We start from the raw sequence: 18,126 nt of genomic DNA on the forward strand, positions 1-18,126 counted from the left end.
CAAAAAGTTTTTTTCCAGCTTTTTTCTAATCAACATATTGTTGTAAGATTTGCTTTAATTGATCTTCACTGTGGTAACCAATAATTTGGTCAACCACTTTACTATCTTTTTTAACCATTAATGTTGGAATACTCATAATCCGGAACTTTTGTGCAGTTTCTGGATTTTGATCTACGTCCATCTTAAAAAATTTAATATCAGTCATCTTATCAGACAGCGCATCGACTACTGGTGATTGCATCCGACATGGACCACACCAAGTTGCCCAAAAGTCAATTAAATCAACACCAGTTGCTGTATCTTGTTCAAAGGTTTGATCTGTTGTTACATTTACAGCCATCTTCAATTCCTCCTTTGTTATTCTTACCGCTATTTTAACAAATCCCTTCTTAAATGTCATTCAAGTTGCTTACTTTTTTATAGTAAGCGATTATAAATTAACAATTGTCGCTCCATCCCCACCAGCATTAGGGGAAGCATAAGAAAATGATTTAACGCGTGGGTTGCTTTGTAGATATTGTTGCGTTCCCTTACGAAGCGCACCCGTCCCTTTTCCATGGATAATTGTTACAGTTGAAAGATTATTCAACAATGCATGATCAATAAAATTACTTAACTCACTCATTGCTTGTTCATAACGATGTCCACGTAAATCAAGACGCGCTGAGGTCTTTCTTGTTTGTGTTGTCCTTACAGCATGACGACGATTTACATTTTTCTCACGAGGGAGGTCTTTTTTCGCTACTTTTTCAAGGTTATTCTCATCAACTTCCATTTTAAGAATACCAATCTGAACTTCCCACTTATGGTTTCCGCGCTTAGATAAAAGCTCTCCGTATTGACCATAAGATTTTACCAAGACTGCATCACCTTTATGCAAATCATGTTTTTGCTTAGCTCGTTGCAATACCGAATTATGTTGTAAGCGGGGATTATCACGATGAAGAGCATTTAATTGTCCTTGTGCATCAATCAATTCATTTTCCTTTACATTCCCGCCCTGTTGAACTTCTAACTGACGCAAATGATGAATAATTCGATCAGCCTTCTTCTTAGCTATTGAGACTTGATGGTTGGCCTTTGAACGCGCTTGTTCATATAACTTATCACGTTGTTCATTAAAGCGTGTGAGTTTTTCATCTAGGTTACGTTGAGCTTTTTCATTTTCGGCTACTAATTTTGTCAGCTTTTCACTTTCTTCGCGTGCTTTTTTTCGTTGCTCTACTAAATCGCCAATCATATTATTCAGGTTCTGACTATCATCACTAACAAATGTCCGCGCTTCATCAATGATCTGTGAATCGATTCCTAACCGTTGGGCAATCTCTAGTCCATTTGATCGTCCAGGAATTCCTAGTAGTAATTTATATGTCGGCTTAAGCGTTTCTTGGTCAAATTCCATACTAGCATTAATCGTCTTAGCACGATCATATCCGTAAACTTTAAGTTCAGGATAGTGCGTTGTGATCACAACCATTGTCCCTTTACTGCCAATATGATCTAAAATTGCCATTGCTAGTGCAGCTCCCTCTTTAGGGTCAGTTCCGGCACCAAGCTCATCTAACAGAACTAAGCTACGACTGGTAATTTGTTCAAGAATGGCTTTTACTCCATCCATATGCCCAGAGAAAGTACTCAGATTTTGTTCCAATGACTGCTCATCACCAATATCCGCAAAGACATTATCAAAAATTCCAATCGTGCTACCTTCTTCTGCCGGAATAAACAGCCCTGATTGGCCCATCAACTGGATAATTCCTAAAGTTTTAAGTGTAATGGTCTTACCACCAGTGTTTGGTCCTGTAATAATAATCGCTTGGTAATCTTTGCCAATCTTAATATCATTTGTCACTACGCGCTGGGAATCAATCAAAGGATGGCGAGCCTTTCGTAACAAAACATGATTTTCTTTGCTTAAGAGGGGTAACGTCGCCTTAGTATCATGCGCCCAGTGCGCTTTTGCATTAATAAAGTCAAGATGCCCAAGAATTGTTTCATTTTGTCCAATATCGTGCCGATAAGGAGCAATCATTTGTGATAACTCAATCAAAACTCGTTGCATTTCCTGCCGTTCTTCTATTTGCGCCTGGCGTAAGCGATTATTAGTTTCCACCACGGCTGCTGGCTCAATATATAAAGTTTGTCCACTAGCACTTTGGTCATGAACAACCCCACCAAATTTATTTCGATAGCGAGCGATTACCGGAATTACATAGCGGTCATTTCGCATTGTGATAATAGGGTCACTTAAGTATTTTGCATTTTTCCCGTGAGTATACTTTTCCATTTGTTGGTGAATTTCTGCTTCCGTTCGTGTAATTAATTGACGGATGCCATGGAGTTTAGCCGATGCTTCATCATTTATCCGCCCATCAGGATCAACCGAACGAACTAGCCGTTGAGTAATTGAAGGAATTGTGACTAGGCGGTCAACTTGTGTCGTTAAAACGCGAAGCTTGATTTTTTTCTCCCGCATCTGATCAAAAAAATTCTTTACACTCATACTAGTTTGCAGCACTTTAGTAATTTGTGCTAATTCGGTGCCGTTCAGATTTGCCTTAATTTTTAAACGTTTCAATTGCGGCTTAATATCAGCCAGTTGCGGAATAGGAATCCCATTCTCTAATCTTAAAATATCGGCCCCATCAGTCGTTTCTGTTAGCAGTGCTTTGACCGCCTCATAATCAGTTTGTGGAATAAGCTGCATTAATTCCCGGTGGCCAGCTGCAGAAACAAGATATTGGGCAAGCTGCCCTTTTATTCGATCAAACTCTAATATTTCTAAAATTTTGTTATTCATTTTATCCTCCCTGTACTAGCGTATTAATTACTAAATGCGCTATTCCTGGTGTTTGATTAATTATAAACCGTGCTAATTCTGAGTTGGCTATTTGCATTTGCCACCAACCCACTGGAAATAGTTGCATAATTAGTAAAACAACGTAAATAATCAAATAGCCAATTAAAAACGAAATTAAGCCACCTGCTATTTTATCAACTGTCCCTACTACTGGAATCCTCTTTACCCAGTTTAACTGGCGAATCCCCCAATGACAAAAAATTGAAACAATTGTAAAAATTATCATGAATGCAATCCCATTATAAAAGAAAAGATTACTATTCACATTTGTAAGCAGACTTGCCGAAAAAGTTGCCGGGTTCCCAATACTTGGTAACAATGATTTTAACCAGCTACCAATCAATTGAGTCCCTTGACGAGCAACAAGCCAAGCCACTATATATGTTCCAAGCATTAATATCATTGTCAATAATCCCCGACGATGACCATTAATAAAACATCCCATTAAAATCAAAATAATAAAGGTTGTTAAAATCATCCTGATGATCCTTCCTGTTTGTAAAGAAAAAGGACTGTGACAAACGTGTCCACAGCTCCCCTTTTGTTAATATTTTATTTATCCTGTAATTTTAATTAAGCTTTAAAATTGCCGTCATTATCAAGGAAAGTATTTAATACTTCTTCAACCATGTCCCATTCCTTATCATCTTCAATTGGAACAAGATCTTGTCCATCATCATCTTCATTATCAGCTATAATGTAAGCTTGAATATCAACGGAATCGTCATTTTCCTGTTCCGCTGGATAAATAAAAATATATGATTTCCCATAATCATCAGAATCAAACGTAAACAATTCCTTAAACAATTGTTCATTACCGTTCTCATCAATTAATGTAATCATGTCTTCGTTATTTTCTTGTTTGCTCATTTTAATACCTCATTTTAACTTATTCACAAGGCGGCCATGACGATCCAAATAGCTTTGTAAAATGAATGTTGCTGCGACTTCATCAATAACTTTTTTCTGCTTAGCACGTGAAATATCTGCTTCTTCAACTAGCATTCGGTGCGCCTCAACCGTCGTTAAACGTTCATCTTGAAAATCAATAGGAATATCTGGAAAACGTTGTTGTAGTAGCTTGCCATAGTGCTGAGATGCTTCAACACGAGGTCCTTCTGTGTTATTCATATTTTTAGGAAGGCCAATTACAAACCCAGCTACCTGTTCTTCTTTTACTAACTCGGCAACACGATCAATCCCAAAAATTTCGTTTTCTTCATCAATTGGAATAATCTCAACCGCTTGGGCAATCCAACCAAGCGGATCACTTACAGAAATACCAACTGTTTTAGAACCTACGTCTAGTCCCATTAATCTCATTTAGTTTCTCCATTATTCTTTAGGTATGACCGAACAAGCTCTTCAATAATTTCGTCACGTTCATGCTGACGAATCAAGTTACGTGCATCATTCAAACGCGGAATATAAGCAGGATCACCAGATAAAAGATAACCGACAATTTGATTAATCGGATTATATCCCTTTTCTTCTAATGATTCATAAACCGTCTTTAATGTTTGCTTAATATCTTCTTGACGTTCTTGACCGAAATCAAAGAACATCGTTTTATCATTTGTAGCCATCAATCGTCACCTCCAGATATTCTTTTCAACCATCAATTTTACTATATTCTTATTAAAATCACAATTTACATTTGTCAATTGTAAGTAAACAGTAATATTAATTATAGTCCAAACTACAAGTTTTACCATTATAGCTGATAATAAGGCTTACCGGTAGTATTTTTTTATTACTTTAAGAAGTTCTTACAAAAAGAAAGATTGAAAGAACTTTAAAAACTGATTTCTTTCAATCTTTCATATTATTAAAAGATGGTTATTTACCCTCTTATTCTTGATTTACTTATCGAGATAGTCCTTAGCTTGCCCCAAGGCATCTTTAATTCCAGCAGGATTCTTTCCACCAGCTTGTGCGAGGTTTGGTCGACCTCCACCGCCACCATTAATAGCTGGCGCAATCGCCTTAATAAGATCACCAGCTTTTAAGCCCTCTTTAGTTTTATCATCACTAACAGCTACTAATAGGTTTGCTTTACCATCATTAGCTGTTGCAAGGACAAGAATATCGGAAAGAGCCTTTGAACGCCAAGTATCAGCAAGTTGCCGTAATTGACCCATTCCAGCAACTTGAACTTCAGCAGCAATTAAGCTTCCATTCTTGGTTGATTGAACATTTTCAAAAACATTATTTGCCTGTTGAGCAGCAATCTTAGCTTGAAGAGACTCATTTTGTTTTTGTACTTCCTTCAACTCATTTTGCAGTGTTTCTACTTGGTGAGGAACTTCCTTAATTTGGGCAACCTTTAAACTAGCAGCACTCTTTGTTAAGAGATTATCACGGTCTTGAAGGAACTTAAAAGCATCACTGGAAGTTACTGCTTCGATCCGGCGAACACCAGCTCCAACACCTCCTTCAGAAACAATCTTGAAGAGGCCAAGCTCATTCGTGTTTTTAACATGGTCACCACCACAGAATTCAGTGTTAAAGTCACCAATTTTTACAACCCGGACCTTATCACCATACTTATCTGAGAATAAGGCAATAGCACCCATTTCCTTAGCAGAATCAATATCAGTTTCGACTGTCTTGACTGGGATTTCCTTCCAAATTTGCTCGTTAACCATGTTTTCAACCTTCTTGAGGTCCTCAGCAGTTACTTGACCAAAGTGGTTAAAGTCAAACCGTAAGTAATGTTCTTCAACTAATGACCCGGCTTGTTGAGTATGACCACCAAGAACGTTCCGCAATGCTTGGTCTAATAAGTGCGTTGCTGTATGGTTTTTCTCAATCTTAAGGTGACGAAGACGGTCAACGACCAGTTTGTAACGGGCACCCTTTTTAATAGGAGCAGTTAATTCTACCCGGTGAAGGTTTTGTTGGTTTGGTGCGTGTTGTACATCAATCACCTGACCAACTTTTTTACCATAGTTATCAATAATGTCACCAGTATCAGCGACTTGCCCTCCCATTTCAGCATAGAATGGCGTTACATCAAAAATTAATTCGATGTTCTTATCGCCTGGTTGTGCTTCATCAGCTTGTTGACCATCATGCGCTAAGCCAATAACTTTTGCATTATCAACAGTCAAATCAGTGTAACCAACATATTTACTATCTTCCTTGAATGAAGTCCATAAATCAGTTTGAACTCCCATCCCGTTATCCATGTCACGGGCATTACGAGCACGATTTTGCTGCTCTGTCATTGCTGCTTGGAAGCCCTTTTCATCAACTGTTAGTCCTTCATCTTCAGCATATTCCTTGGTTAATTCAATTGGGAAGCCATAAGTATCATAAAGCTTAAAGGCTGTTCGTCCATCAATTTCGTTGGTCTTATTTTCCTTAGCTTCAGCAATCACGTTATTCAACAAGTTTAATCCGCCATTTAAGGTTGCACTGAAGCGATCTTCTTCTGATTTGATAACTGAAGCAATATAGTCAGCATTTTTAAGAACATCAGGATAGTAGTCTTCCATGATCTTGCCGACTGTTGGAACCATCTTTGCTAAGAATGGTTCGTCAATTCCCAGCTTCTTTCCAGCAACAACTGCTCGCCGAAGTAAACGCCGAATAACGTATCCACGACCAACATTTGAAGGTAAAGCCCCATCGCCGATCGCAAAGGTAATTGTCCGAATATGATCAGCGATGATCTTAAATTGAATATCATCTTCTTTGTTTTGACCATACTTCTTAGTACCACTAAACTCTTCCGCTTGCTTGATTAATGGCATAAATAGGTCGGTTTCAAAATTGGTAGGGGCATTTTCAAAGATAGAAACAACCCGTTCAAGACCCATCCCCGTATCAATATTTTTATGAGGAAGTGGTTCATAAGTATCTTCTGGCGTATGATTAAATTGACTAAAGACAATGTTCCAAATCTCAAGGTAGCGTTCATTTTCACCACCAGGGTAGTTTTCTGGATCATCATCGGCTAAATTATTAAATTCTTGACCACGGTCATAAAAAATTTCTGTATCAGGACCAGATGGACCTTGACCAATATCCCAGAAGTTATCTTCATCAGCAATTAAATGATCTTCAGCAACCCCTACTTCACGCCACCGATTATAAGCATCATGATCTTTAGGGTAATAAGTAATGTATAGCCGTGCAGGATCAAAGCCAAACCATTCATCACCTGTTAGCAATTCCCAAGCCCACGGAATTACTTCATTTTTAAAGTAATCACCAACAGAGAAGTTACCCAACATTTCAAACATAGTATGGTGCCGTGCAGTTTTACCGACGTTTTCAATATCATTCGTCCGAATACTCTTTTGTGAGCTTGTCATCCGTGGATTATCAGGAACAACTTTTCCATCAAAATATTTCTTCATTGTGGCAACCCCAGAGTTAATCCATAGTAATGTTGGATCATTTACCGGGACTAATGAAGCGCTTGGCATAACTTGGTGGCCATGCTCTTCAAAAAACTTCAAGTACATCCGCCGTACTTGAGCACTATTTAGTTGCTTTAACTCTTTCATCAAATCGCCCTTTCTAAAATAAAAACCATCATTGCGAATCAGAGACGCCGGATTGACGCGGTACCACTCTGCTTGCAACGATGGAATTCGTTTACCTCTTTACTTCTTGGTTTCCCAAGGTTAAATATCAAATTATCCGAATGGGGAGCACTAAAGCTAGGAAATCAGTTGTCACACCTTACCAACTGTCTCTGAAATGTTCCAAAAGTTATAGCATATCCCAAACGTGTCATATTATAGCGAACAATTACTTTAAAATCAACGGGCATTTCGCTCACGGCGATGTTGTTTTTGGCGCGCACGTTTAGCTTTCCGAATTTTATGACGTAATTCAAGTTTCCGTTTTTGCTGTTCATCTTCCTTAATCGCCTTTTTAATCCGTTTCTTATAACCAGGTTTAACCTTCTTCTTAGTCTTTTTTACATAACCTTTCATTGACGGATCAAGTTCATTTTGGCGCCGCTTATAATGCTTCCGGCGATTACGGTCATGGGTAGTTACTAGTTGACCATTCTTTAATTCTTTTGGTACAAATTTAACTCCCCGCTCCTCAAGCTTAGCAATCAAATCATCTTCTGCTGGTTCATATAGGGTAATGGCAGTTCCCTTCATCCCATTTCGCCCTGTACGACCAACCCGATGAACAAAATATTCAAGGTCAGTTGGCAAGTCGTCATTAATTACTAGTGATACGCCATCAATATCGATTCCACGAGCTGCTAAATCAGTTGCTACAACATATTGATATTCAAGATCCCGGATTTGCCGCATTGTCCGTTTACGCCGACGAGCTTCTAGTCCTCCATGAATCATCGCTACTTTGAGCCCTTGATTTTCTAAATACTGAGTTAATTCAACTGCTCGTTCTTTTGTATTAGCAAATACCAACGCAAGATATGGTTCACCAAGAGTCAACAAACGATAAATTAGTTGATTACGATCTTGCCCCTTAGTTGACATTAACCAATTATCAACGTCTGGATTAATTACTGCTTCAGTCGGAATCTCTTCAACGACTGGATTTTCCATATACTTTTTTAAAAATGGACGCAGTTTCTGCGGAATCGTTGCTGAGAAAACCATCATCTGAAGGTCATCAGGAAAATGACTGGCAATTTGGTCAACTTCATGTAAGAATCCCATATCTAGGGTCATATCTGCTTCATCTACCACAAACATTTTCGCTGTGTGAATATCCAATGCCTGACTCTTGATTAAGTCTAATACTCTCCCTGGCGTTCCAATGACCAATTGGGGTTGTTTTCGGCTTAATTGGTCAACTTGATGCTGCTTGTCTGTACCACCAACATAATTGTGAATGGTAAGAGGATGAGGAGCATACTTATTAAGTTGCTTTGCCGCATTATAAATTTGGTATGCTAATTCCCGACTAGGAGTTGTAATTACTGCTTGAACGGTTTGATCTTCTGGATTAATCTTTGAAAAAATCGGTAAAAGGAAGGCATGTGTTTTTCCACTACCGGTCGCTGATTGCCCCACAACACTTCGTCCCGCCATAATCACTGGTATTACTCGTTGTTGGACCGGTGTTGGTTGACGAAAATTAATTTTTTGAATTGCTGTTAACAGATAAGGTTGTAACTGAAAATCAGCGAATTTTTTATCACTCATAGCTATTTCCCTTTCATTTTTGGTTTGCATAACTTTGTGTTAATTGGTCCAATTCATCAATCACTTGTTTAATTTCTGCCTCATCTTTAGCCTTAGCGCCACTAGCAAGGGGATGTCCACCCCCATCGTGCTGCTTAGCTAATTCATTAATTGTCGGCCCTTTTGAACGGAGACGAATGCGATAATGGCCATCTTCTTGCTCTACAAAGATCGCCCAAGCAATAACATCATGAATTCGACCTGGTAAAGAAACAATTGCAGATGTCCCGGCTTCAGTCAATCCGAATTGTTCTAAAATTTCATTGGTTAAGATAACATATGCGGCTCCATTATCTAATATCTGCAAATTTTCATAAACATATGCTGATAGACGGGCCACTGGTAAGGTAATTTCATTTTCGTGCTGACTAATTTCCGCTGCATTTGCCCCGGCCGCCATTAACGAACCTGCAACTAGCATCGTTCGTGGAGTTGTTGCTGGATAAAGGAAACGACCTGTATCGCCAATAATTCCTGCGTATAAGGCATGGGCAGCCTTTTGGGGAAGAGTTAATTCTTTTGCAAATCGTTGATAAAAACTATAAATCATTTCAGAACAGCTAGAAGCATCTGGGTCAACCCACATAATATCGCCAAAGGGTTCATCATTAGGGTGGTGATCAATCTTAATAAGCGCGTCCCCATTGTCGAAACGCCGATCATCAATCCGGGGAGCATTTGCTGTATCTGTAACAATTACTAGTGCATCATCAAATGTCTGATTATCAATCGTATCCATCTCACCGATCCAATCAAACCCAGGAATATGCTTCCCTACAACGTAAATTTGCTTATATGGGAATGAAGCCCGCAAAATTTCTGCAAGGCCAACTTGTGAGCCAATCGCATCTGGATCAGGGCGCTGGTGCCGATGAATAATTATTTTATTGTATTTTTTGATTTGTTCAAAAATTGCTGTTAATGGATCTGCCATTATGCTTTTCTCCTTACCCGAATAAAATTTAACACTATCTTTTAGTATAGCAATAAACGTGATTGACAACCAAATAAAAAAGATGAAAACATTCGCCAGTTTACGACTATTTTCATCTAAATTAAATTACTTTTCTTCGCTGTCCTTTTGTTCATCGCTAGCACTCGCTGCAGATGCAGGTTCACTAGTAGCACTATCTGCTAAAGCATCTTTAGTACTATCCTTAGCAACAGTTTTATTATCTTGTGAAGCTTCATTAGCTGGTGTATCTGCTCGTTTAATAACGCGGGCAATTGCCACCATATCAAAAGTAAGGTAGATCCCTTCACAATCTAAAGTAACTGTCCGATCAGCCTTATTGATTGAATCAATCTTACCATGCATCCGACCAATCGTGACAACTTCATCACCTGGGTGTAATTCATTCATCATCTCTTGGTGTTCTTTACGTTGCTTTTGTTGTGGGCGAATCATAAAGAAGTACATTAATGCTACCATTAAGATGATTAAAATAATTCCGGAGTAACCACTTGCATTATTAGATGAAGCAGCCCCAAGAACAAAACTACTCAAACTATTCACAGTCTATCCATCCCTTCAAAAAGTTAACTAACATTAACTTTAACAAACTTTACCATAAAAAGCCATATACTCTATTGATTCTGTAACAATTCTTGAACAAAATTTTTTGTTTGATGATTTTTAATTGCCTGTCGCAAACTACTCATTAATTTATTGAGGGTAAAAAGATTATGCTGCAGCAAGAGTTGTTCACCGTAAAAACTATGATTGGTAATTAAACTATGGAGTAATGCCCTTGAATATCCTGCTTGACAAGTTATACAAGCACATTGACGATCAATTACTTGTGAATCAAACCTAAAATGTTCACGATCAAGATGAAGAGCAGACGCACCTTGATTAACTAATGCCGTTCCATTAGCCGCTTTTTTGGCTGCTAGATTGCTATCAATTAAATCAACTCCTGCTAAAATTGCCACTAGCATCTGGTCAAAAGAAAGTGCCGCAGGGAGGTAGCGTAGTTTCTGCTCTGCTAGTTTAGGCGTAATTTCATTAATGATTCGGCTAAACTCTGGATCATCTAAGTTGTTAGGAATCCCACTCAAACGATAACCGCTTAATCCGGCTTCATCAACCGCTTCAATACTGGCTGTCCGCAAATCTCTCAAGCCGCCACCAACAATCGAACCAAGTGCTTGTTCTTTTTGAGATACGACAACAGATAACCAGTCATTTGTTTGTTTTACCCCTGCTTTTAAATCATCAACTGGCGCATAATAATCTGTTGCTTGGTCAAAGCTTTGAAAAATATCAGCCCCGAGTACTTCTTGAATTTGAAGAGCAGTTGCTGGTTGCCAGAATTTTAATTGACCAGTTGTTGGATCATGAAATCGAACACCATCATGCTTTTTTCCACGTGGCTTTGCTAAGCGATAAGCCTCCTCAGTTTCCAAGTCCACAAATAAAAGACCATCCCACTGAAAAAGCTGATGGAGGTCTCCTAATTTTTCAGTCACCGAGTCATATTTTAGCCAACGCTTTAAGCCACTTGTTTTAACCGCTCTTATCCCAGTCTGCTTAAGCTGAAGGGGTGATAATTTTTCTAATTCATCTCCACTAGCAACCAAAGCCGGTGTTTCAACTTGTCGTCCATTAACCTGCAAAAGTCCGGTTCGTGCTTGGCGATCATTTTGATTAATTGTAAATTCTAACTTACTCATAACTTTCCTCAATTAATTTTTATCAGTTGGATATTCAATCCCTAAATGTTCATACGCTGCCGGTGTCACTAACCGACCGCGAGGAGTACGACTGATAAAGCCAATTTGTAATAAATATGGTTCATACATTTCTTCAATCGTATTAGTTTCTTCGCCAATATTTGCCGCAATTGTTTTTAAACCTACTGGGCCTCCATGGTAGAAATTGATCATCGTTAACAACATTTTTCGGTCAATCTCATCTAGTCCGTGGTTATCAACTTGAAGAAGCGATAATGCCTGCTTTACAATTGCCAAATCAATACTTTGTTTCCCTGCTACCTGGGCAAAATCCCGCACCCGTTTTAAAAGGCGGTTTGCAATTCGCGGCGTTCCCCGTGAACGAAGGGATAGTTCATGGGCTCCTTCATCTTGGATACTCGTATGGAAAATCTTAGCAGAACGAAAAATAATTTTTGTTAATTCATCTTGAGTATAGTAGTTCATGTGTTCAACGATCCCGAAACGATCACGTAATGGTGCCGATAACATTCCAGCCCGTGTCGTTGCCCCAATTAATGTAAATGGAGGAAGGGGAAAATGAACGGGATGCGCAGTTGGTCCCTCACCAATAACAATATCAATATAGTAATCTTCCATCGCTGAATAAAGCATTTCTTCCACGACTTTAGGTAATCGATGAATTTCATCAACAAAAAGGACATCTCCTGGCTTTAGCTCATTCAATAAAGCCACCAAATCGCCTGGTTTTTCGATTGCTGGTCCACTCGTTGTTTTAATATTAACGCCCATCTCATTAGCAATTACCATCGCCAAAGTTGTCTTCCCTAATCCCGGAGGACCATACAGCAATACATGATCAAGGGCTTCTTCCCGGGATTGGGCTGCCTTAATATATACTTCTAGTTCGTGCTTGATTTTAGGTTGGCCAATATATTCTTTTAATTTCTGTGGGCGAAGGGTCACCTCCACTTGGTTTTCTTCTTCCCCTGATGGTTGATCTGATAAAATACCATGATCATTTTCCACAAGTCTTACACCTCCTAGTTAAGCAACCTTAATGCTTGTCTTAAGTATTCATCGGTTGCCATTTGTTCTTCTTTCATTAATGTCTTTTGAACCTTTTTAATGTCCCGTTCCTTGTATCCTAATGCCGCCAATGCTTCTAAAGCATCTTTCAGCTCACTATTTACTGTTGCATCAACGGCAAGCTGAGTTGTTGCAAATAATGAGCTGCTGCTTTCATTAGTAAGCTTATCACGTAAGTCTAACACAATTTGCGAAGCGGTCTTTTTCCCAATTCCAGGGAACTTAGTCAGATAGCTAACATTATTATTAGTAATTGCATCAACAAGTCCCTGGTGATCAGGGTTCGCTAAAATTGCTAAGGCACTCTTTGGTCCAATTCCAGAAACATTGATTAATTGCATAAAGAGTTTTTTTTCGTTTTGATCTGTGAAGCCAAACAAGGAAATATTATCTTCACGAACTGCTTGGTAAACATATACTTGGACCTTCTTAGTCTGATCCTCTTGATAACGATAGGGATTAGCAACTAATAATTTATAGCCAACCCCATTAACATCAACAACGATATATTGTGGTGCAACAACGGTTACAAGGCCTGTTAAGTATTCGTACAAGGTAATTCCTCCTTAAAATTCATGGTCATCAAAATCATCCGCATACGGGGTATGAGAATCTTGAATTCGTTTAAACATCTTTTCTAAATCCTGATCATTAAAATGAACAGTTACCGGACGCCCATGTGGACAATTAAAGGGATTCTCACATTGGGGTAACCGTTTCAGCAAGGCTTTAGCTTCCCGTTCATCAAGGTGGTGGTTAGCCTTTATGGCCCGCTTACAGCTCATCATAATCGCTGTCTTCATTCGAAATTCTTTGATGGTTAGCTTCCCATTCTTAATTAACCAATCAATCATTTCTTTGGCCGTATCTTCTTCTTGGCCCTCTTTAAACCAGGTGGGATGGGCGCGCAAAATAAAACTATTCTGGCCAAATGACTCTAATTCTAATCCGACCGCTGCCAGCGTATCAAGGTGCTGATTAATTGTCATTGCATCGACAGTCGAATAATTAAGAACAAGCGGAACCAAGAAATTTTGCTGATCAGCGCTCACTTCACCAATTTTTTGGCGGTAATACTCATAATTGATTCGCTCCTGAGCAGCATGTTGGTCAACAATGTAAAGACCATCTCCTGCTTGTGCTAATAAAAAGGTTCCCTGAAGCTGACCAATATATTGAAGATCAGGAAACCGCTTTTGCTGCTGATCTTGTTTATCATGAACATCTAATTCAATATTTGTAGATTTTACGGACTTCTTAGCGATGATAGGAACTGGAGCAGAAAACGGCGTAACTTCACCCTCATTTTGATAACGCTCATCAAATTTTTGCATTGCTGGTGTATTTAAATCTTCAAGATGGTGGATAACGATCGGTGCTGGAATTTCACTATCAAGCGCGTCAGCATGTGCCGGATTATCAGCTTCTGGAGTAGAAATCCCAGTTGCTTCCCTCTCCTTTGCTGGTACTGCTGAAATTGGCGCAGCATGATAAACAGGCGATGCTTCCTTTAACCGGCGATCAAGGTCCGCTATCTCGTTATCGTTAGGAATAAATTGGTCGGCATCTACATCTGGAATCAAGTTTTCGACTGCTATCCGCTTCCGAATTGTCTCAGCAATCAATTCTACTAGTTGCTGTTCTTTGCTTAGACGAACCTCACGCTTAGCCGGATGGACATTCACGTCAACCAAAACTGGATCCAAGTCAATGTTGATTACAGCGATCGGATAACGACCAACCATTAGTTTTGATTCATATCCCTGAATAATGGCCTTTGTTAATTCAAAATTACGAATATACCGATGGTTGATTGTGATTGTTATATATTGGCGTGATGCTCGTGTTAATTCTGGTAAAGAAACAAAACCCCTAACCTTAAAATCATCATCTGCGCCGCTTATCTCAATCATCTTGCGTCCTGCTTGAACGCCATAAATTGCGGCAACTACCTGTTGTAAGTTATTATTACCTGCTGAACGAAATAGTTCCCGCCCATTGTGGGTAAAGCTAAAAGCAACTGCTGGATTAGCAAGAGCAAGCCGATTAATGATATCTGTAATTCTGGTTAGCTCCGTTTGGGGGGATTTTAAGTACTTTAATCGGGCAGGAGTGTTAAAGAATAAGTCAGTTACCTTAATATCGGTTCCTTGACGCGCACCGGCCGGCTTTACTACTAATTCTTTTCCTCCTCGTAAATGAATCATTGTTCCTTCTTTTTGACCAGCCTGAGCAGTCGTAAGCGTTACATCAGCGACTGATGCAATACTAGGTAGCGCTTCACCACGAAACCCCATCGTCTGCACCTTAAATAAGTCATGACGCGAATTAATTTTACTGGTTGCATGGCGGTGAAATGCAAGGCTAATATCTTCAGCAGCAATTCCATCCCCATCATCAATCACGCGCACGCTATCTAAGCCAGAATTTTCAACAATAATATCCACACGGTGACTATGGGCATCCAATGAATTTTCAACTAATTCTTTTACAATTGATGCTGGACGTTCAATTACTTCACCAGCAGCAATTTGATTGGCTAAAATATTATCTAATTCATGAATCTTTCCCATTAACTATCACCTTATTTCAATTTCTGCTGCCACTTATAAATTTGATTCATAACATCCATGGGGGTCATCCCCATTAAATTAAGTTCTTTTAATTGATGTAAGATCCGCCGATCAACACTCGCTTCTTTTTTCTCAGGGTGAGTAGCAAATAATTCAAGTTGACCATTATCTTCAACAACTGGTGCAGCCTCTTTCTTTACCGTTGCCGCTTCATTTATCTTTGCTGATATTGGTTCTGTATGGTAAGTATCTGTTGCCGCTTTAGGGGTATTCGGTAATTTGACATCCTTTTGCTCTAACTTTTGTAAAATAGTATCTGCACGTTTTAATAATGAGGATGGCATTCCTGCTAGTTTAGCCACGTGGATTCCGTAAGACTTATCTGCAGGCCCTGAGCTGACCTTGTGTAAGAACACTAACTCCCCATCTTTTTCAGTTGCTCCCACATGAACATTTTTAAGTCGAGATAAACTCTTTTCTAGGGCTGTTAGTTCATGATAGTGAGTTGAGAAAAGAGTTTTAGCATGAACATGCTGATGAACGTACTCAATAATTGCCTGGGCCAATGCCATTCCATCGTAAGTTGCAGTTCCCCGGCCAATCTCATCAAAGAGAATCAAACTACGATCAGTAGCATGAAGCAAGGCATTATTTGCTTCCATCATTTCAACCATAAAGGTACTTTCACCAGAGATTAAGTCGTCAGCCGCTCCGATGCGCGTAAAGACTTGATCAAAAATTGGCAATTCTGCAGACTTAGCAGGAACAAAACAGCCAATTTGTGCCATTACCGCAATCAATGCTAGCTGACGCATATAGGTACTCTTCCCTGACATGTTTGGCCCAGTAATCAGGAGAATATCAGTATCTTCCCCCATTAAAACATCATTGGGCACATATTCTTGATGCCCCATAAATTTTTCCACAACCGGGTGACGACCATCTTTAATTTTTAAGACGTGGTCAGTATTCATTTTAGGACGGACAAAATGGTAATCTTCACTAACAACCGCAAAACTTTGGAGCACATCTAATTCCGCAAGTTGTTGTGCTAACTTTTGCAGGCGTGTAATTTGTCCCTTGACTTGTTCACGAATTTTAACAAAAATATCGTATTCCAAGGCTGTCGACTTTTCTTGCGCTCCCATTATTAATGCTTCTTTTTCTTTTAATTCAGGAGTAGAAAAGCGTTCCGCATTAACTAACGTTTGTTTACGCTCATAACGGTCTTTAGGAAGCTTATCAAGATTAACTTTTGTGACCTCAATGTAATAACCGAATACGTGATTATAACCAATTTTGAGATTATTTATCCCTGTTAATTTCCGTTCATGTTCTTGCAGGTCTGCAATCCATTGTTTCCCATTATTCATTGCATCGCGGTATTGGTCTAATTGGTCATTATAGCCATCCTTAATTATGCCACCTTCAGTAACAGCAATTGGCGGTTCTTCAACAATTGATTGATCAATTAAATCTGCCACATCGGCCAAGGGGTCTAATTGTTTTTGCAATTCTTCAAAGACAGGAGAGTCAAGGGTTTCTAAAACATATTTTATTTTAGGAACTTGCTTTAAGGAAGTCTTAAGTTGAATAAGATCACGTCCATTAACACTTCCATAGGCAACCCGCCCTGCCAAGCGTTCAAGGTCATATACCTTAATTAGTTCTTGTTGTAAATTACTTCTTTCAAAATAGTGGTCTAATAATTCTTGGACCTTATCTTGTCGTTCACTGATTGCATTTTGATTAATTAATGGCCGGTCAATCCATCGTTTAAGAAGACGACTTCCCATTGCTGTTTTTGTCTCATCTAAGAGCCATGCTAAAGTTCCCTGACGTTTTCCGCTTCGCATATTACGCATTAACTCAAGATTTGTTTTAGAATAGTGGTCGATCTTCATAAAGGAGCTAGGTTGATACGCAATTGCTTTCTGCATATGTGCCAAAGAGCGCTTTTGGGTTGTTAATAAGTACGATACAAGTAATGCAACAACATGCTGTTGGGCTTTATCCGCAAGATCTTGGGTGAGATAGCTAATTTCAGCATTTTTAAGGACTGTTGGCTGGTGTGATTGAAGGATATTTCGTTGCTTAAACTGGGTCGTTATTTCACCTGGAAGCTCACCATCCACAACTACTTCTTTGCTTTGAAGATTTACTAATTCATTAACCGTATCATTAGCGTTATTTAAGTTTGTCGTTTTAAGCTCACCAGTTGATAAGTCTGTATAGGCAATACTAAATAAACCATTTTGCACACTAATTGCCGCAAGATAATTGTTATCGCGTGCTTGTTCACCATTTAAATCCATTTGCGTTCCAGGAGTAATCAAACGCGTAACAGCTCGTTTTACCATTCCCTTAGCTTTTTTAGGATCTTCCATCTGCTCGCAGATTGCTACTTTATAACCCTTATCAATCAAAATATCAACATAGTTATTAACTGCTCGATGGGGTACCCCACACATCGGAATTGGATTTTTTGCACTATGGTTCCTAGTCGTCAATGTCAGTTCAAGAAGTTGTGCTCCTTTAACCGCATCATCATTAAATAGTTCATAAAAATCACCAAGTCGGTAAAATAAAAAGGCATCGGGATATTGATCTTTTACCTTTTGATATTGTTCCATCATCGGCGTTGTTTTTTTTGCCACTAAATTTCACCCCGTTAATATCTTTTTAATCTTAATAATAAACTAATTATATTTTTTGTCTAAATTTACCGCAAGATATCAGT

General features: G+C 39.0%; 15 protein-coding genes. All 15 read right to left on the reverse strand.

Annotated features, from left to right (window positions below; all coding sequences use genetic code 11):
- Window positions 1-25 precede the first annotated feature (25 nt).
- The 15 genes from trxA to mutS all read right to left on the reverse strand — a co-directional run bounded on the left by trxA (window position 26) and on the right by mutS (window position 18,043).
- Complete coding sequence (trxA, locus tag H5R88_RS02380; RefSeq protein WP_182600168.1) at window positions 26-340, reverse strand: thioredoxin; 315 nt, start codon at window positions 338-340, stop codon at window positions 26-28.
- A gap of 90 nt (window positions 341-430) precedes the next feature.
- Complete coding sequence (locus tag H5R88_RS02385; RefSeq protein WP_182578082.1) at window positions 431-2,800, reverse strand: endonuclease MutS2; 2,370 nt, start codon at window positions 2,798-2,800, stop codon at window positions 431-433.
- A 1-nt stretch (window position 2,801) separates the two neighbouring features.
- A complete protein-coding gene (locus H5R88_RS02390; RefSeq protein WP_182578081.1) occupies window positions 2,802-3,338 on the reverse strand; it encodes a CvpA family protein in 537 nt (178 codons plus the stop codon).
- A 95-nt stretch (window positions 3,339-3,433) separates the two neighbouring features.
- Complete coding sequence (locus H5R88_RS02395) at window positions 3,434-3,730, reverse strand: DUF1292 domain-containing protein (protein ID WP_182578080.1); 297 nt, start codon at window positions 3,728-3,730, stop codon at window positions 3,434-3,436.
- Between the two features lie 9 nt (window positions 3,731-3,739).
- Window positions 3,740-4,183 carry a Holliday junction resolvase RuvX gene (gene ruvX, locus H5R88_RS02400; RefSeq protein ID WP_182600169.1) on the reverse strand — a complete coding sequence of 148 codons (444 nt, stop codon included), beginning with the start codon at window positions 4,181-4,183 and terminating at the stop codon, window positions 3,740-3,742.
- The gene (locus H5R88_RS02405) at window positions 4,180-4,446 is read right to left on the reverse strand and encodes an IreB family regulatory phosphoprotein (RefSeq protein ID WP_003666685.1); all 267 of its coding nucleotides are present in this window, start codon (window positions 4,444-4,446) and stop codon (window positions 4,180-4,182) included. The genes ruvX and H5R88_RS02405 overlap by 4 nt, the downstream gene beginning before the upstream one ends.
- A gap of 276 nt (window positions 4,447-4,722) precedes the next feature.
- Window positions 4,723-7,377 carry an alanine--tRNA ligase gene (alaS, locus tag H5R88_RS02410; RefSeq protein WP_182600170.1) on the reverse strand — a complete coding sequence of 885 codons (2,655 nt, stop codon included), beginning with the start codon at window positions 7,375-7,377 and terminating at the stop codon, window positions 4,723-4,725.
- 258 nt (window positions 7,378-7,635) lie between these two features.
- Window positions 7,636-9,009, reverse strand: coding sequence for a DEAD/DEAH box helicase (locus tag H5R88_RS02415; protein WP_003676050.1), 1,374 nt, complete (start codon window positions 9,007-9,009; stop codon window positions 7,636-7,638).
- Between the two features lie 13 nt (window positions 9,010-9,022).
- Window positions 9,023-9,982, reverse strand: coding sequence for a DHH family phosphoesterase (locus H5R88_RS02420; protein ID WP_182578077.1), 960 nt, complete (start codon window positions 9,980-9,982; stop codon window positions 9,023-9,025).
- Between the two features lie 126 nt (window positions 9,983-10,108).
- Entirely contained in the window at window positions 10,109-10,564 is a 456-nt protein-coding gene (gene yajC, locus H5R88_RS02425; protein WP_182578076.1) for a preprotein translocase subunit YajC, read from the reverse strand.
- 71 nt (window positions 10,565-10,635) lie between these two features.
- Window positions 10,636-11,724 carry a tRNA-ribosyltransferase family protein gene (locus H5R88_RS02430; protein ID WP_182600171.1) on the reverse strand — a complete coding sequence of 363 codons (1,089 nt, stop codon included), beginning with the start codon at window positions 11,722-11,724 and terminating at the stop codon, window positions 10,636-10,638.
- Between the two features lie 12 nt (window positions 11,725-11,736).
- Window positions 11,737-12,753, reverse strand: coding sequence for a Holliday junction branch migration DNA helicase RuvB (gene ruvB / locus H5R88_RS02435; RefSeq protein ID WP_182600172.1), 1,017 nt, complete (start codon window positions 12,751-12,753; stop codon window positions 11,737-11,739).
- 14 nt (window positions 12,754-12,767) lie between these two features.
- Window positions 12,768-13,367 (reverse strand): Holliday junction branch migration protein RuvA, encoded by a 600-nt coding sequence (ruvA, locus tag H5R88_RS02440; protein ID WP_182600173.1) that lies wholly within the window; start codon window positions 13,365-13,367, stop codon window positions 12,768-12,770.
- Between the two features lie 12 nt (window positions 13,368-13,379).
- Entirely contained in the window at window positions 13,380-15,386 is a 2,007-nt protein-coding gene (mutL, locus tag H5R88_RS02445) for a DNA mismatch repair endonuclease MutL (protein WP_182600174.1), read from the reverse strand.
- 11 nt (window positions 15,387-15,397) lie between these two features.
- The gene (mutS, locus tag H5R88_RS02450) at window positions 15,398-18,043 is read right to left on the reverse strand and encodes a DNA mismatch repair protein MutS (protein WP_182600175.1); all 2,646 of its coding nucleotides are present in this window, start codon (window positions 18,041-18,043) and stop codon (window positions 15,398-15,400) included.
- Between the last annotated feature and the right edge of the window lie 83 nt (window positions 18,044-18,126).

This window comes from Limosilactobacillus agrestis, assembly GCF_014145585.1.
GTDB classification, from domain to species: domain Bacteria; phylum Bacillota; class Bacilli; order Lactobacillales; family Lactobacillaceae; genus Limosilactobacillus; species Limosilactobacillus agrestis.